27 protein-coding genes are annotated in these 23439 nt (G+C 38.7%); 11 read left to right on the forward strand and 16 right to left on the reverse strand.

Annotation, left to right across the window (positions count from 1 at the left end):
- Window positions 1-115: 115 nt before the first annotated feature.
- The gene (gene gpr, locus B7E05_RS13365; protein ID WP_080874665.1) at window positions 116-1216 is read right to left on the reverse strand and encodes a GPR endopeptidase; all 1101 of its coding nucleotides are present in this window, start codon (window positions 1214-1216) and stop codon (window positions 116-118) included.
- Between the two features lie 274 nt (window positions 1217-1490).
- Here gpr and rpsT point away from each other — a divergent pair, with 274 nt between their 5' ends.
- Window positions 1491-1748, forward strand: a complete 258-nt coding sequence (gene rpsT / locus B7E05_RS13370; RefSeq protein WP_080874666.1) for a 30S ribosomal protein S20 — start codon at window positions 1491-1493, stop codon at window positions 1746-1748.
- A gap of 95 nt (window positions 1749-1843) precedes the next feature.
- Here the strand turns inward: rpsT and holA are convergent, their stop codons facing one another.
- Window positions 1844-2848: a DNA polymerase III subunit delta gene (holA, locus tag B7E05_RS13375; protein WP_245833098.1), complete on the reverse strand. Its 1005-nt coding sequence runs from the start codon at window positions 2846-2848 to the stop codon at window positions 1844-1846.
- A 332-nt stretch (window positions 2849-3180) separates the two neighbouring features.
- Here holA and B7E05_RS13380 point away from each other — a divergent pair, with 332 nt between their 5' ends.
- Window positions 3181-3315: a YqzM family protein gene (locus B7E05_RS13380; protein WP_080874668.1), complete on the forward strand. Its 135-nt coding sequence runs from the start codon at window positions 3181-3183 to the stop codon at window positions 3313-3315.
- A gap of 81 nt (window positions 3316-3396) precedes the next feature.
- Here the strand turns inward: B7E05_RS13380 and B7E05_RS13385 are convergent, their stop codons facing one another.
- The 11 genes from B7E05_RS13385 to B7E05_RS13435 form a co-directional block, all read right to left on the reverse strand.
- The gene (locus tag B7E05_RS13385; protein WP_080874669.1) at window positions 3397-5691 is read right to left on the reverse strand and encodes a DNA internalization-related competence protein ComEC/Rec2; all 2295 of its coding nucleotides are present in this window, start codon (window positions 5689-5691) and stop codon (window positions 3397-3399) included.
- Entirely contained in the window at window positions 5688-6266 is a 579-nt protein-coding gene (locus B7E05_RS13390) for a ComE operon protein 2 (RefSeq protein ID WP_080874670.1), read from the reverse strand. Before B7E05_RS13390 ends, B7E05_RS13385 begins: the two co-directional genes overlap by 4 nt.
- A gap of 25 nt (window positions 6267-6291) precedes the next feature.
- Complete coding sequence (locus B7E05_RS13395; protein WP_245833099.1) at window positions 6292-6918, reverse strand: helix-hairpin-helix domain-containing protein; 627 nt, start codon at window positions 6916-6918, stop codon at window positions 6292-6294.
- A 111-nt stretch (window positions 6919-7029) separates the two neighbouring features.
- A complete protein-coding gene (locus tag B7E05_RS13400) occupies window positions 7030-7776 on the reverse strand; it encodes a class I SAM-dependent DNA methyltransferase (RefSeq protein ID WP_245833100.1) in 747 nt (248 codons plus the stop codon).
- 5 nt (window positions 7777-7781) lie between these two features.
- Entirely contained in the window at window positions 7782-8138 is a 357-nt protein-coding gene (rsfS, locus tag B7E05_RS13405) for a ribosome silencing factor (protein ID WP_080874672.1), read from the reverse strand.
- Window positions 8131-8715 (reverse strand): bis(5'-nucleosyl)-tetraphosphatase (symmetrical) YqeK, encoded by a 585-nt coding sequence (gene yqeK / locus B7E05_RS13410; protein WP_080874673.1) that lies wholly within the window; start codon window positions 8713-8715, stop codon window positions 8131-8133. Before yqeK ends, rsfS begins: the two co-directional genes overlap by 8 nt.
- Complete coding sequence (locus B7E05_RS13415) at window positions 8690-9271, reverse strand: nicotinate-nucleotide adenylyltransferase (RefSeq protein WP_080874674.1); 582 nt, start codon at window positions 9269-9271, stop codon at window positions 8690-8692. The genes yqeK and B7E05_RS13415 overlap by 26 nt, the downstream gene beginning before the upstream one ends.
- A gap of 132 nt (window positions 9272-9403) precedes the next feature.
- Entirely contained in the window at window positions 9404-9697 is a 294-nt protein-coding gene (gene yhbY / locus B7E05_RS13420) for a ribosome assembly RNA-binding protein YhbY (RefSeq protein WP_080874675.1), read from the reverse strand.
- Between the two features lies 1 nt (window position 9698).
- Window positions 9699-10529 (reverse strand): shikimate dehydrogenase, encoded by an 831-nt coding sequence (gene aroE / locus B7E05_RS13425; RefSeq protein ID WP_080874676.1) that lies wholly within the window; start codon window positions 10527-10529, stop codon window positions 9699-9701.
- A gap of 56 nt (window positions 10530-10585) precedes the next feature.
- Complete coding sequence (gene yqeH, locus B7E05_RS13430) at window positions 10586-11695, reverse strand: ribosome biogenesis GTPase YqeH (RefSeq protein WP_080874677.1); 1110 nt, start codon at window positions 11693-11695, stop codon at window positions 10586-10588.
- A gap of 2 nt (window positions 11696-11697) precedes the next feature.
- Entirely contained in the window at window positions 11698-12213 is a 516-nt protein-coding gene (locus tag B7E05_RS13435; protein WP_080874678.1) for a YqeG family HAD IIIA-type phosphatase, read from the reverse strand.
- Between the two features lie 628 nt (window positions 12214-12841).
- On the opposite strand from B7E05_RS13435, the gene B7E05_RS13440 reads away from it, so the two are divergent.
- From B7E05_RS13440 to sigK, 9 genes are all read left to right on the forward strand, one after another.
- Entirely contained in the window at window positions 12842-12982 is a 141-nt protein-coding gene (locus B7E05_RS13440; protein ID WP_040980271.1) for a sporulation histidine kinase inhibitor Sda, read from the forward strand.
- Window positions 12983-13502: 520 nt separating this feature from the next.
- The gene (locus B7E05_RS13445; RefSeq protein WP_080874679.1) at window positions 13503-15920 is read left to right on the forward strand and encodes a Na+/H+ antiporter subunit A; all 2418 of its coding nucleotides are present in this window, start codon (window positions 13503-13505) and stop codon (window positions 15918-15920) included.
- Entirely contained in the window at window positions 15917-16348 is a 432-nt protein-coding gene (locus B7E05_RS13450; RefSeq protein WP_080874680.1) for a Na(+)/H(+) antiporter subunit B, read from the forward strand. Before B7E05_RS13445 ends, B7E05_RS13450 begins: the two co-directional genes overlap by 4 nt.
- Window positions 16348-16686: a Na(+)/H(+) antiporter subunit C gene (locus B7E05_RS13455; protein ID WP_080874681.1), complete on the forward strand. Its 339-nt coding sequence runs from the start codon at window positions 16348-16350 to the stop codon at window positions 16684-16686. Before B7E05_RS13450 ends, B7E05_RS13455 begins: the two co-directional genes overlap by 1 nt.
- A complete protein-coding gene (locus B7E05_RS13460) occupies window positions 16679-18163 on the forward strand; it encodes a Na+/H+ antiporter subunit D (RefSeq protein WP_080874682.1) in 1485 nt (494 codons plus the stop codon). Before B7E05_RS13455 ends, B7E05_RS13460 begins: the two co-directional genes overlap by 8 nt.
- Before the next feature lie 5 nt (window positions 18164-18168).
- The gene (locus tag B7E05_RS13465; protein WP_080874683.1) at window positions 18169-18645 is read left to right on the forward strand and encodes a Na+/H+ antiporter subunit E; all 477 of its coding nucleotides are present in this window, start codon (window positions 18169-18171) and stop codon (window positions 18643-18645) included.
- Entirely contained in the window at window positions 18645-18923 is a 279-nt protein-coding gene (locus B7E05_RS13470; protein ID WP_080874684.1) for a Na(+)/H(+) antiporter subunit F1, read from the forward strand. Before B7E05_RS13465 ends, B7E05_RS13470 begins: the two co-directional genes overlap by 1 nt.
- The gene (gene mnhG, locus B7E05_RS13475) at window positions 18916-19266 is read left to right on the forward strand and encodes a monovalent cation/H(+) antiporter subunit G (protein WP_080876311.1); all 351 of its coding nucleotides are present in this window, start codon (window positions 18916-18918) and stop codon (window positions 19264-19266) included. Before B7E05_RS13470 ends, mnhG begins: the two co-directional genes overlap by 8 nt.
- 228 nt (window positions 19267-19494) lie before the next feature.
- Window positions 19495-20202 carry an RNA polymerase sporulation sigma factor SigK gene (sigK, locus tag B7E05_RS13480; RefSeq protein ID WP_080874685.1) on the forward strand — a complete coding sequence of 236 codons (708 nt, stop codon included), beginning with the start codon at window positions 19495-19497 and terminating at the stop codon, window positions 20200-20202.
- Between the two features lie 116 nt (window positions 20203-20318).
- Here sigK and hfq read toward each other — a convergent pair whose 3' ends face one another.
- From hfq to mutL, 3 genes are read right to left on the reverse strand one after another with little or no spacing between them, the layout of a single operon-like run.
- On the reverse strand, window positions 20319-20543 hold the full coding sequence (gene hfq / locus B7E05_RS13485; RefSeq protein ID WP_080874686.1) for an RNA chaperone Hfq: 225 nt from the start codon (window positions 20541-20543) through the stop codon (window positions 20319-20321).
- A 43-nt stretch (window positions 20544-20586) separates the two neighbouring features.
- Window positions 20587-21519 carry a tRNA (adenosine(37)-N6)-dimethylallyltransferase MiaA gene (gene miaA, locus B7E05_RS13490; RefSeq protein WP_080874687.1) on the reverse strand — a complete coding sequence of 311 codons (933 nt, stop codon included), beginning with the start codon at window positions 21517-21519 and terminating at the stop codon, window positions 20587-20589.
- A gap of 37 nt (window positions 21520-21556) precedes the next feature.
- Window positions 21557-23434, reverse strand: a complete 1878-nt coding sequence (gene mutL / locus B7E05_RS13495) for a DNA mismatch repair endonuclease MutL (RefSeq protein WP_080874688.1) — start codon at window positions 23432-23434, stop codon at window positions 21557-21559.
- Between the last annotated feature and the right edge of the window lie 5 nt (window positions 23435-23439).

The raw sequence follows: 23439 nt of genomic DNA on the forward strand, positions 1-23439 counted from the left end.
ACACGATCCCACCTTTCTCTAATCACTCTATAGTTCAACCTATGAGTGAAGTAGAGAAAATAGAACCGTGTAAAACGAAAAAAATAGACTTGATAGAGGAAGTGGAGAAACGTATTTACCTCGAATAACTTGAAAAATTATCAATTGTTACCGCTTCATGTAAAGCTGCATTTAAACCATTTGCTATTACTTCGGCCATATCAAGCATAAAACCATCGACTTCTTTCGGGGTGACCATTAAATTATGACCAATCGGCGTCAACACTTCCATAATCAACTGTCTCTTTTCTTCCTCTGACAGGCCGCCTATCATACCAAATAACTTTTCCCGCTGCGCTTTCTCCGGCAAATCTTCCTCAGTTAATTGTTTCGATCCAAAATTCATCCCGGCAGGCGTTAGCGATTTGGACGGGTCATCTTTTTCTTTCCATTCTCTTCCAAAATGTTTCAATACATAATCGATGGTATCACTTGTAATGGTTACAGCATCTACCACTGTTGGTACACCAATAGCAATCACCGGGATGCCCAGCGTCTGTTCACTTATTTCCTTGCGCTTATTGCCGACCCCGGAACCTGGATGAATACCTGTATCAGATAATTGGATTGTTTCATTGACTCTGCTGATGGATCTCGATGCAAGCGCATCAATAGCGATAACCATATCAGGCTGATACTTTTCTACAATACCAAAAATAAAATCACTGGTTTCAATTCCTGTTACCCCCATTACCCCCGGTGACATAGCGGCCACTTCGGCATAACCTTCTGCGACTGATTCCGGCTGCAGACGAAATAGATGACTGGTCACCAGCACTTTCTCCACGGTCATCGGCCCTAACGCATCAGGGGTTACATTCCAATTTCCTAAACCAACAATCAAGCATGATGCTTTATCTGGTAAATCTTGTTTTCTGATTAAATCTTCCAGCTCTTTTGCCAGTATTTTTGCTGCCTGATGCTGTTTCTCTGTATCTTGTTTTTTGACACCATCCGCATGAATGGTGACATAGTTACCCGGCTTCTTTCCGATTTGTTCAGCACCTTTATCATCAATTGTCACATACGAAATTTGTATACCCTTTGTCGTCGTTTCTTTATATGTGACCCCTGTGATATCTTGCTTTTCTTGATTCTCCTGCTTTTCCGTATACATGTCTTTTGCTTCCACTGCTAAATCCGTTCTTACCTGGAACTGATTCTCTGCATTTTCCATCCCATCACACCCCTTTTTTCAATACAAATATCGGCTGTCTGCATACAAGTTCTTCACAAAAATAATGCTTGCTTTACTCGCATCATGAAACATACTTAGCATGTGCTGCTTTTATTTTTTTCATACCAATTTTCAGGTGAAGCAATAATACTATTGAAAAGATGGGACAGCTTTGGTAAAATACATCTTGTCGTACGGATAAAACAGACAACAGATGAAACCATCATAAAACATGTTTTTTTAGAATCGTACACTTTTTAGGAGGTGAATAAACATGGCAAATATTAAATCTGCAGTAAAACGCGTAGAAGTTAACCAAAAGAAACGAGCTAATAACAACGCTAAACTTTCTGCTATGCGCACAGAGATCAAACGTGTGGATAAACTTGTAGAAGCAAACGACATTGAAAATGCAAAAATTGTTTTCCAATCTGCTAATAAGTTGATTGATAAAGCAGCACAAAAAGGTGTTATCCACCAAAATAACGCTAATCGTCAAAAGGCTCGTTTAGCTAAAAAAATAAACGCATAAGTATATTAATAAATAAAGGTGAAGTAAGTATGGAAAAACAACCGTAGATACTTCACCTTTTTTATTCCTCATTTTTACTACATACGCAATGAGTCCTACACCAAGTCCATTAACAGCAGCTCAAAAGCTAACCCTTTTTCCATCAGCCCCTGTTTCATTTTTGCATCCGTTTCTGCAAGCTGACAAAGGATATAAGCCAGACGTTCTTCAGTTAATTTCGCTTCCCTTGCCATTGCTACCTTAATCACATATGGGTGCGCACCAATATTCTTCTGAATTTGAAATTGCGAATAGCCCTTCTTTTTCAGCTGCTTCACTCTTAAAATCATTCGAAATTGATAAGCAAGCAAACCAATCATTGCAATTGGATCTTCATTCATTTTTTCCAAATCCTTATAAATTTCAATCGCTTCCTGAATACTCCCTTTCATAACAGCATCCACAAGTGCGATAGAGGTTGTAGTCGGTGTGTGTGATACCAGCTGCCGCGCAACTTCTTTTGTAACAACGCCATTTTCGCCAACATAAAGCGCCAGCTTCCCAATTTCACTTTGCAAGAGCTGGATATTACTCGATACTTCTGCCTCTAATATCTCCATTGCCTCTCGATCGATATCTATTCCGTATGACTTCATCAGGCTTTGAATCCATGTTTTTGCATCTTTTTCCTGCACTGCCTGGCAATCCACAGCATATGTCTGCTTTTTTAATTGTTTGGTTACTTTTTTACGTTCATCTAATTTCTCATATGGTGCTATGATCAGTAAAATAGAATATTCCGGCGGGTTTTGCAGGTATTCCTGTAAGTATGCTATATCATGTTCAAATGGCGTTTTATCCGGTTTTGTTTTTACAAAAGATGCATTACTTGCAATTATTAACTTACGATCGCCAAAAAAAGGAAATGTCTCTGCATCTGCTAACACATCTTGAACAGGTGTCTCTTCCAAATCATATAGGGACAAATTCGTCTTGTCCCCCTCTAAAACCGTATTTACCAGGCGCTTTTTTAATTGTTCCAGAAAAAAAGACTCTGTCCCGAAAGCAAAGTAAACAGGCTGGATTTGATTGCTTTTAATTTTTGTAATTTGATCCATCATGAATATGTCGCTTCCTATCCTCTCAAAATTTCATCTCTTTTTATCCTATACGGAAGCAGACATAAACGCAAGAACAAAAATAAAGGAAGAAACGCCATACTTTTACGTTTCTCCCTTATAAAGCATCTATAATAAACGTCTTAAAATAAGCCCTAGAAACAAATTTTAAGAACGATATTTGCCTATATATAATTTGTGCTTCCTGGCAAAAAGTATAGATGACAACTGTTGCTAAAAATGGCTGTATTCCTTATGAAAGAAACGCATAAAGAGTGTAGATTTTTTGATATGGATGATTTATACTATAGTTGTGAGTATAGGAGGGGTATATCTTGAACGAATTCGAAAAAGATCCGCAGTACAAAGGCAGCGATGTTGTAGACTCCATTAAAGGATTTACCTTTTCATTTCTCTTTTTCTTTATCATTTTTGCAATTGGCGTTGCCATCAGCGTAATCGGCCGATAATAAAAGAGATAAAAGGTCAAAAAGGAAGGGATTACATCTCTTCTTTTTTTGTTTTCAAAAGAAGTACGTTCTCATTCTAGGTTATGGTAAAAACGTTGAAAATGTTCCTCCGCCATCTTTCGTATAATAAAATTGAATCGCACCTTGTTGATCTGTTCGGTACACTTGTACTTGATTGGCTTCCAGTATTTCCAGCACTTCTTCGTTGGGGTGATGATAGTGGTTATTTCTCCCTACAGAAATCAGACCTGCACGCGGCTTGACAGCATCGATAAACACTTCACTTGTCGATGTGTTACTGCCATGGTGAGCAACCTTTAAAATATCGACTTGCAATCCCGGATAGTTACGTATAATCTGCTCTTCTATTTCCTTGCTAATATCCCCTGTAAACAGCCAATTCAGCCCCAGATTTGTATACAAAACCACCGAATTATCGTTTGGATTTCCTTTATCTGCATCAGGTGCCAATACTTGAAAAGTCATCACATCATTAAAATGCAGGGTATCTCCTGCTTGTGCGTAAGTCATATTTAAATCAGGTTGTATCTGCTGAAATTCTTCTAATAAAGCCCGATCAAAATAAGGGCTTACGATTAATTCTTTGACGTGAACCTCTTCTAAAATATAACGGATACTTCCAAAATGATCGATATCGTCATGTGACACAATAATCGCATCCAGCTCTTTTATCCCGCGCTGATGAAAATAAGCACGGATAATATTCTTATATACGCCTCTCGTCGGTTCCATATCTTCAAAATGAAAAGCAGATCCTGCATCAATCATAACCACAGCTTCTCTTTTTTCGGATTCCACCAAAATAGCGTCTCCCTGCCCCATATCAAACATCGTTATAATACCTTCTTCCTGAAAATACGGCTTACTTGCAGTTATTAAAATCGGAAGTATAAAAATAATCCCTGCCAGCCATGCTAATTTCTCCTGTCTATGTTCCACAAATTTCATAAATAAGAAAAAACAAACGAAATAAACAACCACCCCGAAGACGGGCAACTGGTCTAAATAGATTGGTGAAGGAAAGGTCTCATCAATCCATTCCATAAATAGCAGTGCTCTCGAATGAATGAAAAGAAAGCTATCATCAAAAATGGCTAAAATAGAAGCAGGCAAAAAATGAATCATTGTAAAGATATACAAAAGTGGAATGACAAAGAAAGTAAAGTAAGGAATAACTACTACATTCATAAAAATCGATAGCGGATGGAAGATGTTAAAATAATAAATCTGCAGCGGAAGAATGGCCATTTGTGCAATAAAACTTATTTGAAAAACTTTCCATACTGGTGATTTTGACCGGCTAATCCACTCTTGTGATAATAGGATGGCAAAGGTCACAGCAAATGAGAATTGAAAACCGACTTGATAAATCATATAAGGATCCCAAAGGATAAATACCATAAAAACAATACATAATAGATCAGAATAAGGGAGTTTCCATTGCAGTTTTTGAAAAACGAGGAGGACTGCCATCATCAAAGCAGCGCGGAGAACAGGCGGATTAGCACCGGCCAATATGGCATACACGGGAAGAAAGAAAATAAGCAACAGCTGTGTTTTCTCTTTCGTCATGATATTACCTTTGACTAAAATCAAATATAAAAAAGCAATAACCAGTATCACATGGGTACCGGAGATGGCGATAATATGTGATAATCCAAATCGCTGGAATAATTCTGTTACGGATTCTTCCATAGCTGAGGTATCTCCAAATACAATGGCATGAATCCATGGCGATGTATCATCACTCCAAGCGGTTTCCATCTGATTCAGCAAATTTGTCCGTAGTTTATACAGAGAAGGCAGCACGCCTTTTTCTGTGACACATTGTATTTGATTAAAATCTTCTAACACAGCCTGGTGGGTAATTTGGTTTTTAAGTAAAAATTGACGGAAATCGAACTGGGCGGGGTTTGTACTGGAAGGCGGTATTTCAATACTTTGCTGGATCGTACACTTGGAGCCATGAAACAGGGAATGGTTGAGAGGTATCTCTCGAACATTCTCATCTTTTTCAGGAAAATACGTAACGAGGAGTTTGGAGGAATTATCGGATGGAAGAAGCGTGAATTGGATTTGTTCCGAACTGATTTTCACTTCACCTTCAATCTCTCCGCTAATTTCTGCTTCTACTGCATGTTCCTCAAATGCTGTCTGGGGAACTTTTGGAATAATATAGATAAATGTGATGAAACTGAGCAGTGTCATCAGCCAGACCGCAATATTCATTTTTTTCAGAAACTTAAGCCACAGGAACCATAAGATAAAAAGAAGGAACAGCCATTTCATATCCAACAGATGATATAAAATGGCTAATACAGATGCAATAGCAGGAAAATGCCAGTATCCTCTCACTGTTTGTTCTCTTCATTAAAGAATAATCGCGTTGCATCTGCTTTTATTTTCTCCCTTTCATCAGGAGATAAATTTGCGGTTTCCAACTTTTCCATAAGTTCCTGGACAAACGCATTCTTTTCCTCAAACTTCGTATCAACCACAGCATCAACCAATGGCACCTTTTGTGTACGTACCCCGGCTTGTTCAAATAACTCCACAGCATAAGGATGATTCTTATAATCTTCTGCGTAATATAAATTTTTGATACCGCTTTGCACAAGCTGTTTGGAGCATTGCAGACAAGGAAAATGCGTAACATAAATATCTGCGCCTTCTGTTGGCACACCAAATTTAGCACATTGAAGCAGTGCATTTGCTTCTGCATGTACCGTTCGCACACAATGCCCATCAATGACATAACATCCCTCATCGATACAATGCACATCCCCGGAAACACTTCCATTATAACCGCCGGCAATAATACGTTTATCGCGGACGATTGTTGCACCAACCATTAAGCGTGTACATGTACTACGCAAAGCTAAAAGATGACTTTGCGCCATAAAATACTGATTCCAAGCAATTCTCTCCATGCTAATTACCTCTTTCTCTTTTTTTCTACGGCACTTGGATGTGCTCCATAAGCGTCTCCAGTGTTTTTTCGCCGATGCCGGAAATCTCCAGTAAATCCGCTTCCTTTTGAAACTGCCCATGTTCATCACGATGGGCAATAATCGCTTCTGCTTTAGCAGGACCAATACCAGGCAGTTGTGTCAGTTCTTCACTGGAAGCAGTATTTATTTTTATTTTCCCGCTCTCCGACTGTTCTTCTGTGACATCATTTTCTGTATTCTCTTCTTCCTGACCGACAGCCGGTATGACAATAACCATTTCATCCTGAACAGCCTGCGCTAAGTTTACTTGAACAATGTCCGCGTCTCCAGTGAAACCGCCGGCACGTTCCACAATATCCTGGACGCGATCGCCTTCTTCCATTTCATATACTCCCGGTTCTGTCACTTCTCCTTTGACATCGACCAATGCCGTTTGCGTTTGTGGCTGAGGTTGTGGCTGTTCTTCTTCGGTTTCTTCAACAAGCGGCGTTTCTGCCGGGTCTTCTTGATCAGGAGGGATTAATGAGGCTGACAACGGATCAGAGGCGTCTTTCTTACTAACAAAGATAACAAATACAATGACAGCAGCAATCATAATCAAAAGGAATTTATATTTCTTTAACCAATACAAAAGATATTACCTCCTTCTTTGTCAAAATAGCATTCCATCATAATATTATTTCGACAAAGAAAGGTAATCTCCTTTTTTTAAGAAAACAGCGTAAAATTGACTTTTATACGATTACTTTTCAGCTAAAAAGAAAAATCTTTCTGATTGTTCATCCCAAATATCTTTTTCTAATGAAAAATCAGCGTAAATATGGATTTTTTTAAATCCAATTTTTTTTAACATATGTTGATAAGTAGCTATCGGAAATGTACGTTGATGATGCGTCTCTTGAAAACGGATAAAATGTTCTCCTTGTTCCTGCCGGAAAAAAGTAAGCTGATGATACATTTCCCCTGGCTCATCGCCAGGGATGCATTCCCAAATATAAGCTGCTTCATCCGTTACATCGGAAAATGTCTGTCCAAGATAGATATCTTCCACAGTATGCATTGAATGGACATCGAAGAAAAATATACCATCCGGTTTTAACGATTGATGGATATTTTGAAACGCTTTTTCTACGTCTGTAACATCTGTGACATAATTGATGACATCGCAGCAGCTGATTACCATATCATAGTGCTGTTTCCAATCATCTAATTTTGTAATATCAGCTTCCACCCAGTCTATGTTATCAGCAGAGACTGTCTCTTTTTGTGCTTGTCTCAGCATTTCACCAGACTGATCTACACCCGTCATTGTGTAACCGCCCGCTGCCAACTTTCTCGTAATAATCCCCGTGCCGCAACCGACGTCCATAATCGATTGCACAGGACTTTTGGTTCGAGCTATCATCTGCTGAATCATGACCATCCAATCATCGTAAGGAACGTGTTCCATCAGCTCGTCATAAACTTCAGCCATTTTGCTATATGCCATTTTCATTACCCTTCTTGCTTTATATTCAGTGCAACACGATCCGCATCGCCCCAAAGCTTTTCTAAATTATAATAGTACCTTTCGTCTTCATGAAAAACATGGCAAACGATATCGCCAATATCAACAAGTACCCAACGTGCTTCTTCAAAGCCTTCCATTCTTTTTATGTCATTTCCGTGTTTTTCCGCCGTTTCTTTTATTGCACGGGCAATTGCCTGAACCTGCCGCTCATTACTCCCGTGACAAATCACGAAATAATCAGAGACTAGAGATACATCATGCATATCTAAAGCAATAATATTTTTTGCTCTTTTATCGTCGCAGGCTTCTGCAACTACTTGAATTAATTCTTTATTATCCATTTTTTATTCCTCCAAAAACTTGTTGATTTAAGTCATTATAAGCATGAAAACTGTCAGGGTACACTGTATTATTCTTTTCCATTAAGAAACGGACGGTGTTCCTGGCAGCCTGATAGCATGCCTTTGTTAAATCCGATTCAGCTGTATCTCTCACTTCATCCAACCCGGGGAAACTTCTGCCCGGTTCTGTATAATCAGCAAGAAAGATAATTTTATCCAGCTTTGTCATCTTCGCTCTTCCGGTTGTATGAAAGAAAATCGCATCTTTTATTTCCTGATTTGTAACACCGTATTTTTCTTCTATCCGGACCGACGCAACCGGCCCATGCCATAATTCATGATGAAAGGAAAGCAGTGAATCCGGCAAATAGCTGTCTGTTTCAATGGTCTGCTTCATTTCCTCCAGGGAATCACATTTACAATAATCATGAAATAAGGCAGCTATCTCTGCATTTTCTACTGATTCATGAAAGACTTTAGCCAACTTTATTGCTGTATCTGTTACTCGCAGCGTATGCTCATATCTTCCTTGGGTCAACCTTTCTTTCAAATCAACTTTGAGATTCTCTATATCCATAAATCCGATTCTCCTTAATATAATTCATCACATCATCAGGAAGCAAATAGCGGACTTTCTCGCCTTCTTCTAATCGATTTCTGATAAAGGTAGAGGAAATGTCCAGCGGATGTATTTCCAGACGCTCAACGGCATACGGTGTTTCTAATGTGTAACCCGGCCTTGACACGCCAATAAAATGAATCATCTGCACTAATTCATTTATCCGGTTCCATTTTGGCAAATACGCTACCATATCTCCACCGATAATAAAACGGAAATCAACTTCAGAATAGTTCGTTGTCAACTCCTGTACCGTATCGTATGTGTACGATTTTCCCTCTCTCTCCAGCTCTAATGCATTCACTTGAAAATGTGGATTATCCTGTATAGCCAAACGAAGCATTTCCAACCGGTGTGCTGCATCAAGAACTTCTGTCTCTTTATGAGGCGGTGTGCTTGTGGGAATAAACCAAATTTCATCTAATTGCTTTCTGATTCTAACTTCTTCAGCAATCCATAAATGACCTATATGAGGCGGGTTAAATGTCCCGCCCAGAATTCCAATCTTTTTCAAATACTCACCTTCTGCAATGATAAATACCTATCCAAAAGCTGCCAACGGTTTACGCCGGGATGGGCAGTCGTAAGCAGACGCAGAGACCCGGCCCCTGCTCTATCAAGACTGTGGCGGCTTTTGAAATACGCTTTATTGTGGTAGTTTGATTTCTTTATGATCTTGTGATTCTCTATATAAAATAATTGTACTGCCGATTACCTGAACTACTTCTGCATCTGTGCCAGAAGAAATTTGTTCTGCAACGACATGTTTATCTTCCAGACAATTTTGCAGAATGCTCACTTTAATTAATTCTCTTTTTTCTAATGCCTCACTAATTTGTGTGACCATATTTTCGTTCACACCATCTTTGCCAACCTGAAAAATCGGCTTAACGGCATGTGATTCTTTGCGTAAAAATTGTTTTTGTTTATTTGTTAACATTTTATTGATCTCCTTTTATTTTTGCTATCATTTCTTCGTCCATTCCGTACACATCTACAGGTTGGTTTGTCCAAATTTCAAATGCTTTCTGTGCTTGATAAAGCAGCATCGTATGCCCATAGTGCGTACGCCCGCCTTTTTCATTTGCCTGCTTTAAAAACTGCGTATCCAGCGGCTGATAAACAATATCACTGACAATAGTGTCTTTTCGTAAGTTCTTCAGGTCTATGATTTGTTTGGCTTCATTCATCCCCACTGAACTTGTTTGAATAATAACATCATATGCCGCCAAATTTTCTTCCGCTTCCGCCAATGTAATCACAGAACTTTGGTAACCTAAGATAATATCTTCACATTTAGATGTTGTCCGGTTCGCAAGTGTCAGGTTTGTATAACCGGCCTGAATAAGACCGTGAAAAATACCTCGTGCAGCACCGCCGGCACCCAGTAATAGAATAGAAACATCTTTATTACGATCCATATCGGAAAACTTATCGCGTAATGCCTGTACATAGCCAATACCGTCTGTGTTATATCCGACCCACTCATTTCCTTCTAAAGAAACGGTATTTACTGCCCCGACGCGCTCGGCTGTCACATCCATTCTGTCCAAATAAGGAATAATGGTCTGTTTATAAGGAGCTGTAATATTAAACCCGTTCACTTCTGCATCTCTCAACTTTTTGATTTCTTCCTCAAAAACTGCTTCACCCGGTATTTCATGTAACGTATAGGATCCTTCTAAACCGGTCCGTTCAAAAAAAGTTTGATGAATCCAGGGCGATAAAGAATGTTTGATTGGATAACCGATTAATTTAAATGTTAAACGCAAAAGAATGCTCCTCTCTCTATATAATAAATACATCTTTTTCTAAAGGTAATATCTTCTTATTGGCCTGCCAAAATAGATTTTCTTGTCGTAACAGCGACTCCTTTGGGACTATGGGCAGCTACTGTGGCACCGTCTCCTTGAATACTGATCCATCCCAGTCCAGGAAAGACAATATCCACTTTTCCTTTTTCCACTTTAAAGCTGTGCGCCACCAGCGGCGGAAATTGCTGCAGCTGTTCTCCATAAGGCGGAGCTAACATTTCCCCAGCATGTTTTTCATACAATGCGTCCGCATTCTCCAATTTTGTCCGGTGGATAGTTAAGTCATTTGAGAAATAACATATAAAAGATTGTTTCTCTCCTTTTATAAAATCAAGCCTTACCAATCCGCCGATAAATAATGTTTGCTGTTCATTTAATTGGTACACTCGTGCCTTTACTTCTTTTTTCGGTGTAATCATTTTTAATTCCTTTTCGGAAACATAGTGTGCCATTTGCTGTTTATTCACAATTCCAGGGGTATCTACTAAAAAGGAATGGTCATCCAACGGGATTTCAATAAATCCTAAGGTGGTTCCTGGAAAATAAGACGTTGTTATGGCATTTTCTTCTCCTGTCGTTTCTTTAATTAAACGGTTAATAAAAGTTGATTTTCCGACATTGGTTACACCGACAATAAAGACATCCTTATTGGCCCGGTGTATTTCTATTTTCTGCTTCAGCTCGTCCAGCCCTTTTTCTTTCACTGAAGAAATTAAAATAACATCTTTTATTTTAATCCCCAGCTGGCTTGCTTCATGACGTAACCATTGCTTTAATTTATTCTCATTTGTTGATTTTGGCAATAAATCAAGCTTATTCCCTACTAAAATAATTGGATTATCTCCCGTAATTCGTGGCAAATTACTTAATAAAGTGCCGTCAACATCAAAAATATCAATAATATGGACAATTAATCCATCTCTGTCTCGTATGGAACTGACCATTTTTAAAAAGTCGGCGTCCGTTAATGATACATCTTGAATTTCATTATAATGCTTCAGGCGAAAACATCTTTTACATAAAATAACATCTTTTTCTAACGCACTGACAGGCGCATATCCTGGTTCATTGGGATGCTCTGTTTGAATAACAGCACCGCATCCCTGACAAATATGTTGCTCCAATCTTATTCCTCCTTATGGCGCTTATCTTTGAACGGCATTCTTTTTAAAATTTTTCGCTCAATCAAACGATTAATCTTTGTTTTTTTATCATCCGTTTGTACCACTGGAACAACCAAAACCGTGTAAAAACCGGCAATGTTACCGCCAAGCACATCTGTCAACAGCTGATCACCGACTACTAAAATCTCTTCTTTCTCCAGTTCCATTTGCTTTGCTACTGTTTTAAAAGCTCTCCCCAAAGGTTTTTTGGCACTAAATACAAATGGCGTTCCGAGCGGTTCTGAAAAAACCGTAACACGTTCTTGATTATTATTGGATATGATAGTCACTTTTATATCATTTTCTTCCATTATTTTAAACCATGCAATAACATCAGGTGTTGCATCTTTTACATCCCATGCAACCAGCGTATTATCCAAGTCTGTAATAATACCTTTTATTCCCTGATCCTTCAATTTTTCAGGTTTCAAGTCAAAAATTTGATCAATTTGCTCATCTGGCAAAAATTTAGAAAACATACATACACCTCAAGATTTCCGATTAATTGATAGATATGTAAAGTCCTTTCCTTCATTCTATAGCAATAAGGACGGTAACTCTACGCTACAACACATTATACCTAATCCTGCTACAGCTGACTAGCTTTTCGTAAAAACATCCTTCTATTTGTTGAACAAGGCATGGTGTATAGCTCCGCTCCGGCCAACCACTACGCTTTCCGCCGCAGCGGTCGCCTTACACTTTACCATCTTTTCCTTGCCAAAAGCTGTATAAAAAACAATCAGCCCTGCTCCGATGAAATGGAAGTTACTTTTTAAAGGGCAAAGTTGAGTTCATATAAAATGTATCCCCGGCCAACATGGCTTTCCAATATTTTCTTTACAGCAATAAATGCTACAAGTTGTTCAGCAAATATGCATATAATCCGTAAAAATCGTTCGACAAATTCCGATATTATTCGATTTTGTGGATAACTTTATCAACATAAAAATGTACCAATAACAATATCAAGCGAGGTTACCCACCTTTTTATACACAACTTATATACAACTATATGTAGATAAGTTAGAGCTTGTTAACACAAGATACACGTGTTAAATTATTATTATCTTAAGAAGAATTGATGACGATTGAGGAGGTTGTATTGTGGAAACATTATCGGACGAATTATTACTAGAATCATATTATACGGCAATAGCCTTAAATCTAAGTCCTGATTTTCTTTCTTTGTTTGAGGAAGAAATCCATAAAAGATCTCTGACTCATAAAATCAAAGAATCTGTATAATTTTGTCTTTTAATAAAAAAACTTCAATGGAAACATTGAAGTTTTTTTTATGCTTTTCCCCCTGTTTCTTCCTATTTAAAATATAATTTGCCGACCATTGCAGACAGCATTCTTTTAGTATGCATCCAGCTTTAGAATAGGTTATAATCGAATATAGCACTCTGATTTGTGTAAAAAATCGTAAAGAGATGGAATAATAATCAAGAAAAGCATGGTATTCCCCCTTTATTATCGCACCGAATAACCTTTATATTTTCTGTTAAAAGAGAACTTTCATTCTTATATCTTATGAATTTCTTTTGAATAATGATACAAGCTATTTAAGAAATGAAATCAACGCTTTCAACAACAGAAATATTTATAGAGGATGTTCAAAATGTCCGCAAACGATTCTGACGGTATAGCTAATCGTCATTCTGTAAAAGAAAAATGACGTCATTTACTTCCCGCTTTCAACCGGATTATTTTTTGAACACATACGAAAAGGAATTCGTAATTATTGTAAAAGGAGGAATTACTGTTGACGTTATTACATTGGGCTGTATTGTCACCATTTATCGCAGCCATATTCATTCCATTCTTGTATAAGTACTTAAAAAGAATACATACTGGCTGGTTTGTTTTAATTGTGCCCCTGGTACTATTCATTTATTTATTATCATTTATACCAAGAACATCATCAGGAGAAGTGATTTTAAATACATTGAACTGGGTGCCTTCCCTCGGTATAAACTTTGATGTGTATCTGGATGGGTTAAGCTTACTTTTCACATTATTGATTACCGGGATTGGGGCATTAGTAGTCCTCTACTCTATTTACTACTTATCTAAACAAAAAGAAAAACTCAACAATTTCTATGTTTATCTACTAATGTTTATGGGTGCCATGCTGGGAGTTGTACTTTCTGATAACTTAATTGTTATTTATGTTTTCTGGGAAGTAACAAGTATTGCTTCCTCATTATTAATCAGTTATTGGTATACGAGAGAAAAATCAATATATGGTGCGCAAAAATCAATGTATATCACTGTTTTTGGCGGATTATCCATGCTTGGTGGTTTTTCATTACTTTACGTTATTGCAGGCACATTCAGTATCAGAGAGCTCATTGCCAACGCTGACCTTGTGATGGCAAGCAGTTTATTTATTCCGGCAATGATTCTTGTCTTACTAGGAGCATTCACCAAGTCTGCGCAATTTCCATTTCATATTTGGCTGCCGGACGCGATGGAAGCTCCAACACCTGTGAGTGCTTATCTACATTCTGCCACCATGGTTAAGGCAGGTATTTATCTTGTTGCAAGATTAACAGGCGTTTTTGGCGGTGCGCCAGAGTGGTTCTGGATTATTACATCAGCAGGACTCATCACATTAACCTGGGGTTCTATCTCAGCAGTACGTCAAAAAGATTTAAAAGGTATCTTGGCATATTCCACAGTCAGTCAGCTCGGTTTAATTATGAGCTTGCTGGGAGCAGGTTCTGCTGCATTTTATTTTCAGGACGGGGATAATGCATTATACATGACTGCTATTTTAGCAGCAGTATTTCATTTAATTAATCATGCTACCTTTAAAGGAAGCCTGTTTATGGCAGCTGGAATTATTGACCATGAAACAGGAACAAGAGATGTTCGAAAACTGGGCGGTTTAATGACCATCATGCCTGTGACAGCAACGATTTCACTGATTGGTCTTGCCTCTATGGCAGGTCTGCCTCCATTTAATGGATTCTTAAGTAAGGAATTGTTTCTTACTGGGATGTTAAACGTCACAGAGTACGGCATTTTTAATTTGGAAACATTTGGTATCATCATTCCGATTATTGCCTGGATTGCTAGTGTGTTGACCTTCCTATACTGTATTCTCATGTTTTACAGAACATTTATGGGTAAACTCGACATGAGCAAATTAAGTGTTAAACACGTGCATGAAGCACCAGTTGGTATGCTGATCAGTCCGATTATACTAGCCGCTCTCGTTATTGTATTCGGACTTTTCCCTAACTTGCTGGCCTATTCTATTATTGAGCCTGCTATGGCAGCTATTGCACCGGGGATTCTTTCTCCAGGGGAGTTTTTTGATGTACACATCTCCCATTGGCATGGCTTTTCTGCCGAGCTCTTTATGACGATTGGTATTATTGTTTTAGGCCTTATTCTGTTTATGACATTTAAAAAATGGGAGAACTCTGCCTTTTACCGCGGAGAGCGCGATGTATTAAACAGTGCCTATGATTGGGGATATGAAGGTTTAATCAAAGGTTCACAAAGCCTAACCCGTCTGCAAATGACCGGACGGTTACGGGATTACTTTATTTACATGTGCACGTTTATTATCCTGATTCTGGCTTATACGATGTATCGCTTTAGTCTGCCGTCAATTCAGTCTCTGGACTTGTCACCGGTCCCAATTTATATGTGGATCATTATGCTCGTTTTTGTCGGGTCTGTCTTGATTGTTCCATTTATTAATAATCGGGTAGCTTTGATTATTACGACTGGTGTCAGTGGATTTATTGTAGCTCTATTATTTGTCCTATTCAGAGCTCCTGATTTGGCATTAACGCAGCTGCTTATTGAATCCGTATCTGTTATCCTGTTTATGCTTGTCTTTTACCATTTACCTAATTTGAAAAAGGTAAAGACACCATCGAAAACGAAAGCAATCAAATTAATTGTTTCCATCGGTTTCGGATTAATGATTACACTCGGTTCATTGTCAACTTTCTCTATGGGACAGAATACGGGTTATGATTCTATTTCAGAGTTTTATACAGAAAACGCCAAAGAAGAAGCGGGAGGATATAATATTGTTAACGTCATCTTAGTAGACTTCCGTGGCATGGATACGATGTTAGAAATACTTGTTCTTTCCATGGCTGCATTAGCTGTTGTCAGCTTAATTCGTTTGCGTTTTAAAGGGAGTGAGGATATATGATGCAAAAGCCCAATAATATGATGCTGCAGACATTAGCGAGATTAATTATTGTGATTGTCCTCTCCTTTTCCATCTATCTATTACTGGCAGGACATAACAGTCCTGGGGGAGGATTTGTCGGCGGTCTGATGACAGCAAGCGCTATTCTGATTCTGTACCTTTCATTTGACATTAAATCAATCCAAGCTGTTATTCGATTTGATTATGTAAAAATAGTTGGTATCGGGTTACTTTTGGCTGCTTTGACAGGTGTCATATCCATGGTATTCGGTTTTCCTTTTATGAAGCAGTTCTTTGACTATTTCACGCTTCCTATTCTGGGAGAAGTCGAATTGACTACCGCTATGTTATTCGATTTAGGCGTTTACTTTGTTGTTCTGGCCAGTGCGCTGAAAATTATTCTAACGATTGCGGAGGATGATAAATAATGGAACTACTCATGTCAATTATAATAGGGATCGTTTTTAGCGTAACCGTCTACTTGCTTATGTCTAAAAAATTGCTCCGCGTGATTGCAGGAACATTATTACTTTCCCACGCTGTCCATCTGTTATTGTTAACAATGTCGGGACTGCAGCGCGGCGCTTCACCTATATTAAGTTTTGATGCGGAAACATATACGGATCCTTTACCACAGGCGTTAGTACTGACAGCAATTGTTATCAGCTTTGGTGTGACTTCCATATTGTTAGTAATGGCCTATCGCACCTATAAAGTCCATAAAACAGACGATTTAGAAGAATTAAGGGGTTCTGCAGATGAGTAATGTAATCATTTTGCCGATTATTATACCTTTCATAATCGGCGCTATACTGATACTTCTATATAAAAGACACACGGTTCAGCGTGTGCTAAGCGGAATCACAATGCTGGCTCTGCTGGCACTTTCCGTTTACTTAGCAGTTTATGTCTATCAACATGGAACAGTTGTATTGGACGTAGGAGATTGGGAAGCACCTTTCGGAATTGTCATTGTTGCAGATTTGCTTTCCACTCTGATGCTGGTTCTGTCTACGTTGATCGGGACAATTTGTATGTTTTTTGCATTTCAGACTGTTGCCCGGGATAGAGAAAAACAGTTTTTCTATCCGCTTTATCTTTTCTTGATGATTGGAGTAAATGGCTCTTTTCTAACTGGAGATTTATTTAACCTGTTTGTATTTTTTGAAGTGATGCTAATTGCCTCTTATGGATTAATTGTTCATGGCGGAACAGGCTATCAATTAAGAGAATCCTTTAAATACGTTGTGATTAACGTTTTTGCTTCTGCCCTTTTCATTGTCGGAATCGCTTGGATTTATTCCATTACCGGAACCATGAATATGGCGCACATAGCTGAGCGTGTTGCGGAGCTGGATCAGACTGGAGCATTAAATATTGTAGCAATTATGCTATTTATTGTTTTTGCGTCCAAGGGGGCATTATTCCCATTATATTTTTGGCTTCCGCACTCTTATTATGGACCGCCGGCAGCCATCGCCGCATTATTTGGCGGCCTTTTAACCAAGGTAGGAATTTATGCCATTATCCGAACATTTACGCTGATTTTCAATCATGATATCAACTTCACTCATAAAGGGGTTATCGTCACCATTGCAGGTATCACAATGATCATTGGTGCACTCGGAGCGATAGCACAAGTTGATTTCAAACGGATGCTTTCTTACCTGATTATCAGTCAAGTAAGTTTTATGGTAATGGGCTTAGGAATTTTCACTCCGCTTGCAGTCGCTGGAGCTGTTTTCTATATTATTCATCATATGATTGTGGAACCAGCACTATTTTTATTTGCAGGCGCCACCAAAAAGGTTACTGGAACAACGGATTTAAGAAAAATGGGAGGGCTTCTTGGTACGCATCCCTGGCTGAGCTGGCTATTCTTTATCTCCGCAATTTCCTTGGCAGGTATTCCGCCGCTAAGTGGATTCTTTAGTAAATTTTCACTTATATTGGCAGGCTTTGAAGAGCACCAATATGTGATTGCCGCAGCAGCCTTGCTGGCAGGATTACTGACATTAATTTCTATGATGAAAGTTTTCAGCTTTGCCTTTTGGGGCAAGCAAAAACATAGTGCAGAACAAGCAAAAATCTCCGTAGGGAAACTTTTATTGCCTATCTTGCCTCTGGTTGCTCTGACCATTATTTTAGGTTTTGCAGCGGAACCAGTTTTCAATTATTCAATGGAAGTTGCGGAAGATATTTTAAACCCTACAAATTATATTGAATCTGTGCTGAAGGAGTAGTTGCTATGCCTTTTCAAATATTAATAAATGTTTTGCTCGCGATACTCTGGATGTTTTTACAAAATGAGTATACAGCCGTAAACTTTATTTCCGGTTATGTGATAGGAATCCTGATTTTATTTATCATACGTCGTTTCCTTAAGTTTGAGTTTTATTTAAAAAGAGTCTGGGCTATCATTAAATTAATTTATCTGTTTATTGTTGAATTAATTAAAGCAAATATTGATGTTGTGAAAGTAGTACTTAAACCAAAACAAGATCACCAGCCTGGAATTGTTGCTGTAAGAACAAAATTAGAATCCCATTTTGAGATTTCTATTCTTGCTGCATTAATTACATTAACTCCTGGAACCATTTCTATGGATTTTTCACAAGACAGCAAGACCATTTACATTCACTCTTTAGATGTTCCAGATAAAGAATCCATGATTAAAAATGTTCATGATTCTTTTGAAAAAGCCATTATGGAGGTGACGAAATAATGTTTGATACAGTTTTAATCGTGGCATTAAGCGCACTCTCCATCGCACTTCTATTGTTGTTTATCCGTGTTATTGCCGGTCCTTCTACACAGGATAGAATTTTGGCTTTGGATGCAATAGGTGTTCTGCTAGTCGGTGTTATCGGGATTTTAATGATTTTACAAGATACATCCGTATTCTCAGACATTGTTCTCGTACTGACTATTTTGGGTTTTGTTGGAACGTTGAGTCTCTCAAAATTCCTGGAAAGAGGTGTTATTATTGAGCACGATGATTGATATACTTGTAGCTATTTTTGTTGTCATTGGTGTATTTTTTGCTGTAGTTAGTGCAATTGGCATTGTCAGGTTAAAAGACGTCTATAGCCGTGCTCATGCTTCTGGTAAAAGTGCAACATTAGGTGTTATTTTCATCATGTTGGCTGTGTTCATTCACTTTTTATCCCAGGGTATCATGAATGCAAAAGTACTATTAGCTATTGTCTTCTTATTCCTGACAGCTCCGGTAGCCAGCTTAATGATAACGAGATCTGCCTACCGTACTGGTGTGAAACTCGATAAGAATACAGGAATCGATGATTTAAAGGAAATGTATGAAACAAATCAGAACCAATCCAAATAAATAACATAAAAGCTCCGATTTCTCTGGATAACTTGAGATATCGGAGCTTTTTATATTATATGTACTGCCGTAAAATTCCAAAGCAGCGCAAGTAAGATAAAATAATTTCTTTCTTGCGCTTTTCCATTCTTCATGGACAGACACTTTTTCTGCCTTCTGCACATATGATGAAGCTATAGGCACTTACCTAGAAAGTTTAAAGATGCTTACTCTTGGAGGTGATGGGATTTGTCTGTTGTATTATCTGCACTTGGACTATTTATTAAAGAAGCATTATTTTTTGTCTCTTATGTCAAGAACCAGTCTTTCCCCCAGCCACTATCCCCGAAGGAAGAAGCAAAATACATCCAATTGATGCAGGAAGGAGATGAAGATGCCAGAAACAAACTGATTGAACATAATCTCCGTCTCGTAGCCCATCTGGTCAAAAAATTTGAAAACACCGGCGAGGATATGGAGGACTTAATCTCTATCGGTACGATTGGTTTAATCAAAGGGGTGGAAAGTTTTTCTACCGGCAAAGGAACAAAACTGGCCACCTACGCGGCACGTTGTGTGGAAAATGAAATACTGATGCACTTAAGAGCTCTTAAGAAAGTCAAAAAAGATGTCTCTCTACACGATCCGATTGGGCAGGATAAAGAAGGAAATGAAATCAGCTTAATCGATATATTAGAAGCTGAAAATGAAAATGTGATTGAATATATTCAATTAAACATGGAAATTTCCAAGATTGAACAGTATTTCTCCATCTTAGACAGCAGGGAACGGGAAGTAATCGTGTATCGTTACGGATTAAACGACCAGGAGGAAATGACGCAGCGGGAGATTGCCAAGAAACTGAATATCTCCAGAAGCTATGTATCGCGCATTGAGAAGCGTGCCCTAATGAAAGTATTCCATGAGTATTATCGGAACGAACACCCTTCCCATTAACCCAGAAGTGCATTTAAAAAGGCTCCAAGTGTTTAAAAGTCACTTGGAGCCTTTTTGTATAGATACGTAAATTCAAAAAGAGAGAAGCCAATTTATGCCCCTCTCTCGTCCGCTCTCTATTCTTTTTCAATCTCCACATTTTTTGATGGAGAAAATGTAGAAATAGCATGTTTAAAAATAAGTTGTTGTTTGCCATCCGTTTCCAGCAATACGGTAAAATTATCAAATGCTTTTAATACCCCTCTTAACTGAAAACCATTGGTTAAAAAAACAGTTACAAAAACATGATTCTTTCGCAATTGGTTTAAATATTGATCTTGAATATTAACGGATTGGGCCATAAATAAGTTCCTCCTCTTTTCTATCTATACCTCTTTATTCTATTTATTCCTGCAAAAATCCTGCTAAATCTTTTAAAATTAATTTCTTTTGTTGCGAACTTTCTTTTTCGGTAAGCTGATACCAATGGACATCCAATTTATTCCGGAACCATGTGAGCTGTCTCTTCGCATATTTGCGTGAATGTTGCTTTACAGCATGGACCGCATCTTCCAATGACAACCGATGATCCAGGTAAGCTACGATTTCTTTGTAGCCAATGGCATGCATAGACTGACAATTTTTATAACCTTTCTCGATAAGAGTTGCTACCTCTTCCAGCAAGCCCGCTTCTATCATGTTATCCACACGTTGGTTAATCCGATTATACAGGATGGACCGTTCCATATCCAATCCGATAATAAACGGATCATACGGGGATTCCACCTGTTGTTCTTTTTGATACGCGGTCATCGTCAGTCCGGTCAACTCATGAACTTCCAATGCACGAACAAGACGACGGTGGTTGTTAGGATGAATTTTTTCAGCTTGTTCCGGATCAACCTGTTTCAAGCGCTCATATAATTTTCCCGGTCCTTCTGTTTCTATTTGTTGAAACAGCTTTTTGGTTAATTCTTCATCACGGCGCTGGTCGGAAAAGTGATAATCAAACAACACAGATTGAATATACAACCCGCTCCCGCCAACGATAATAGGAAGATTTCCCCGTTCATGAATGGCTTCAATATGATACTTTACATGCGCTTGGAAATCGGCTGCCGAGAAAGGCTGGTCAGGTTTTATGATATCAATCATATGATGCGGGACGCCTTTTGTTTCTTCCGCCGTTACTTTTGCTGTTCCGATATCCATTCCAATATATACTTGGGTGGAATCACCACTGATAATTTCTCCTTGAAACTGTTTGGCAGCAGCAATTCCTAACGATGTCTTTCCGACTGCTGTCGGCCCTACAATAGAAATTACTTTTTTCTTCATGTGTGTGTTCCTCAACTTCTTCCATTTTATTTTCACATTACATAATACGTTTAAACATTTTTTCCAGTTCATAGGTAGAAAAATGAACAATAATTGGTCTTCCGTGCGGACAAGTAAAGGGATCTGTTGTATTGCGTAAATCTTCCAGCAACTGGAACATTTCTTCCGTTGTTAAATAATGATTCGCTTTGATAGATCTTTTACAAGACATCAATATCGCTGCTTCTTCCCGTATTTTTTCTACATCGACTGCAGATTCCCGAATGAACTGATCCACCATTTCCCGGATGATTTCTTCTTCAAGACCCGCCGGGAACCAAGTAGGATGAGAACGGATAACATAGGTCTGATTACCAAATGGTTCGAAAAATAAACCTGCTTTTTCTAATGCATCTTTTGCTTCTTCAATAAAGATAGCTTCTTTTTTAGAAAAATCAAAGGTCATCGGGATTAAAAGCTCCTGTGACTCATTGATTGGCTTGCCGAGTTTGCGTTTAAAAAATTCATATTTGACCCGTTCTTGCGCAGCATGCTGGTCAACCATATACAATCCATTTTCATTTTGCGCCATAATATAGGTCCCTTGCAATTGACCGATTGGATACATCATCGGTACCCGCGGCTGCTGCTCTGTTTTTTCTTCTGTCTGAGAAGGGGGCGAAACATCATTTAAAGGCCTTTCAGGAACGATTTCTTCCTGCTGGATAGATGGTTCCGGTTCATTTGTTTCAGCTTCTATATACCTGTTCTCGTCACGAATAACAGCAGGTTCTTCATTTTGAACCGGATTATTTTCCTTGATAATCGGTTCTGCTTGTTTAAATACGCTGGCTTTCTCTTGAAATGGGTTAACAGCATCCGTCTCAAACTGAAAAGCATGCTGCTCCGATTTTTCTTTCGGCTCCGGCTTTTTCTTCACCTCCGGAATCAGCGTCATCTTCCGGAAATGGGTCTGAATCATATCTTTAACAGCTTCATAAAGCTCTTTTTCTTTACTGAAGCGGACCTCCAGTTTGGCAGGGTGCACATTCACATCAACAAGGATGGAATCCATCTCGATAGAAAGGATGACAATGGGAGAACGACCAATCGGTAACAATGTATGGTATCCTTCTATAATGGCTTTATTTAATACCACGTTACGGATAAATCTGCCATTAATAATCGTTGACATATAATTTCTGGAAGCTCTTGTTACTTCCGGCTTTGCTACATAACCGGTAATCGTAAAATCGACTGTTTTATACGTTACAGGGGACATTTGTTTTGCAACACTCATCCCGTACACTTGTGAAATGACTTGCAACATATCTTTATTTCCGGATGTTTTCAGCAGCCCTTTCCCATTATGCGTTGCTTCGATTCGGATTTCCGGGTGCGCCAGCGCCATCCGGTTCAATACGTCGGATATATGTCCCAATTCGGTATGCAGGCTTTTCATATATTTTAACCGTGCAGGCGTATTGTAGAATAAATCACGGACAACGATTTCCGTACCTTGGCGGGCATCACTTTTCCCTCTTTTGACAACTTCTCCGCCTTCTAATTCCAGCGCTACTCCTGCCGAGTCCCCTTGTGATGAATGAATAGAGAGTCTGCTTACTGATGCAATACTTGCCAGCGCCTCCCCGCGGAAGCCGAGTGTTTTCACATGGAAAAGGTCCGTCTCTGTACTAATTTTACTGGTTGCATGGGGTAAAAAAGCTTTCTCCACATCCGTTGCAGCAATGCCGGAGCCATTATCGACAATACGTATTTCCGATAATCCGGCTTCATGTACATCGATTCGTATCCAGGTAGCACCCGCATCAATACTATTTTCCATGATTTCTTTGACAACCGAAGCAGGGCGCTCTACCACTTCTCCGGCTGCTATTTTATTTGCCAGGCTATCCGGCATTTGTTCAATTGGCATGCTAT

Origin of the sequence: Oceanobacillus timonensis (genome assembly GCF_900166635.1) — a bacterium.
Classification (GTDB): Bacteria; Bacillota; Bacilli; order Bacillales; family Amphibacillaceae; genus Oceanobacillus; species Oceanobacillus timonensis.

What these genes read in the sequence shown, in the direction of transcription:
- B7E05_RS13460 (WP_080874682.1), top strand. Translation starts at nt 16,679, where the DNA reads ATGAGTAATGTAATCATTTTGCCGATTATTATACCTTTCATAATCGGC.
- rsfS (WP_080874672.1), bottom strand. Translation starts at nt 8,138, where the DNA reads ATGGATAATAAAGAATTAATTCAAGTAGTTGCAGAAGCCTGCGACGAT.
- hfq (WP_080874686.1), bottom strand. Translation starts at nt 20,543, where the DNA reads ATGGCCCAATCCGTTAATATTCAAGATCAATATTTAAACCAATTGCGA.
- yqeK (WP_080874673.1), bottom strand. Translation starts at nt 8,715, where the DNA reads ATGGATATAGAGAATCTCAAAGTTGATTTGAAAGAAAGGTTGACCCAA.
- B7E05_RS13465 (WP_080874683.1), top strand. Translation starts at nt 18,169, where the DNA reads ATGCCTTTTCAAATATTAATAAATGTTTTGCTCGCGATACTCTGGATG.
- holA (WP_245833098.1), bottom strand. Translation starts at nt 2,848, where the DNA reads ATGATGGATCAAATTACAAAAATTAAAAGCAATCAAATCCAGCCTGTT.
- miaA (WP_080874687.1), bottom strand. Translation starts at nt 21,519, where the DNA reads ATGAAGAAAAAAGTAATTTCTATTGTAGGGCCGACAGCAGTCGGAAAG.
- B7E05_RS13455 (WP_080874681.1), top strand. Translation starts at nt 16,348, where the DNA reads ATGGAACTACTCATGTCAATTATAATAGGGATCGTTTTTAGCGTAACC.
- B7E05_RS13435 (WP_080874678.1), bottom strand. Translation starts at nt 12,213, where the DNA reads ATGTTTTCTAAATTTTTGCCAGATGAGCAAATTGATCAAATTTTTGAC.
- B7E05_RS13390 (WP_080874670.1), bottom strand. Translation starts at nt 6,266, where the DNA reads ATGGAGAGAATTGCTTGGAATCAGTATTTTATGGCGCAAAGTCATCTT.
- mnhG (WP_080876311.1), top strand. Translation starts at nt 18,916, where the DNA reads ATGATTGATATACTTGTAGCTATTTTTGTTGTCATTGGTGTATTTTTT.
- yhbY (WP_080874675.1), bottom strand. Translation starts at nt 9,697, where the DNA reads ATGTTAACAAATAAACAAAAACAATTTTTACGCAAAGAATCACATGCC.
- B7E05_RS13400 (WP_245833100.1), bottom strand. Translation starts at nt 7,776, where the DNA reads ATGGCATATAGCAAAATGGCTGAAGTTTATGACGAGCTGATGGAACAC.
- gpr (WP_080874665.1), bottom strand. Translation starts at nt 1,216, where the DNA reads ATGGAAAATGCAGAGAATCAGTTCCAGGTAAGAACGGATTTAGCAGTG.
- mutL (WP_080874688.1), bottom strand. Translation starts at nt 23,434, where the DNA reads ATGCCAATTGAACAAATGCCGGATAGCCTGGCAAATAAAATAGCAGCC.
- B7E05_RS13470 (WP_080874684.1), top strand. Translation starts at nt 18,645, where the DNA reads ATGTTTGATACAGTTTTAATCGTGGCATTAAGCGCACTCTCCATCGCA.
- rpsT (WP_080874666.1), top strand. Translation starts at nt 1,491, where the DNA reads ATGGCAAATATTAAATCTGCAGTAAAACGCGTAGAAGTTAACCAAAAG.
- B7E05_RS13450 (WP_080874680.1), top strand. Translation starts at nt 15,917, where the DNA reads ATGATGCAAAAGCCCAATAATATGATGCTGCAGACATTAGCGAGATTA.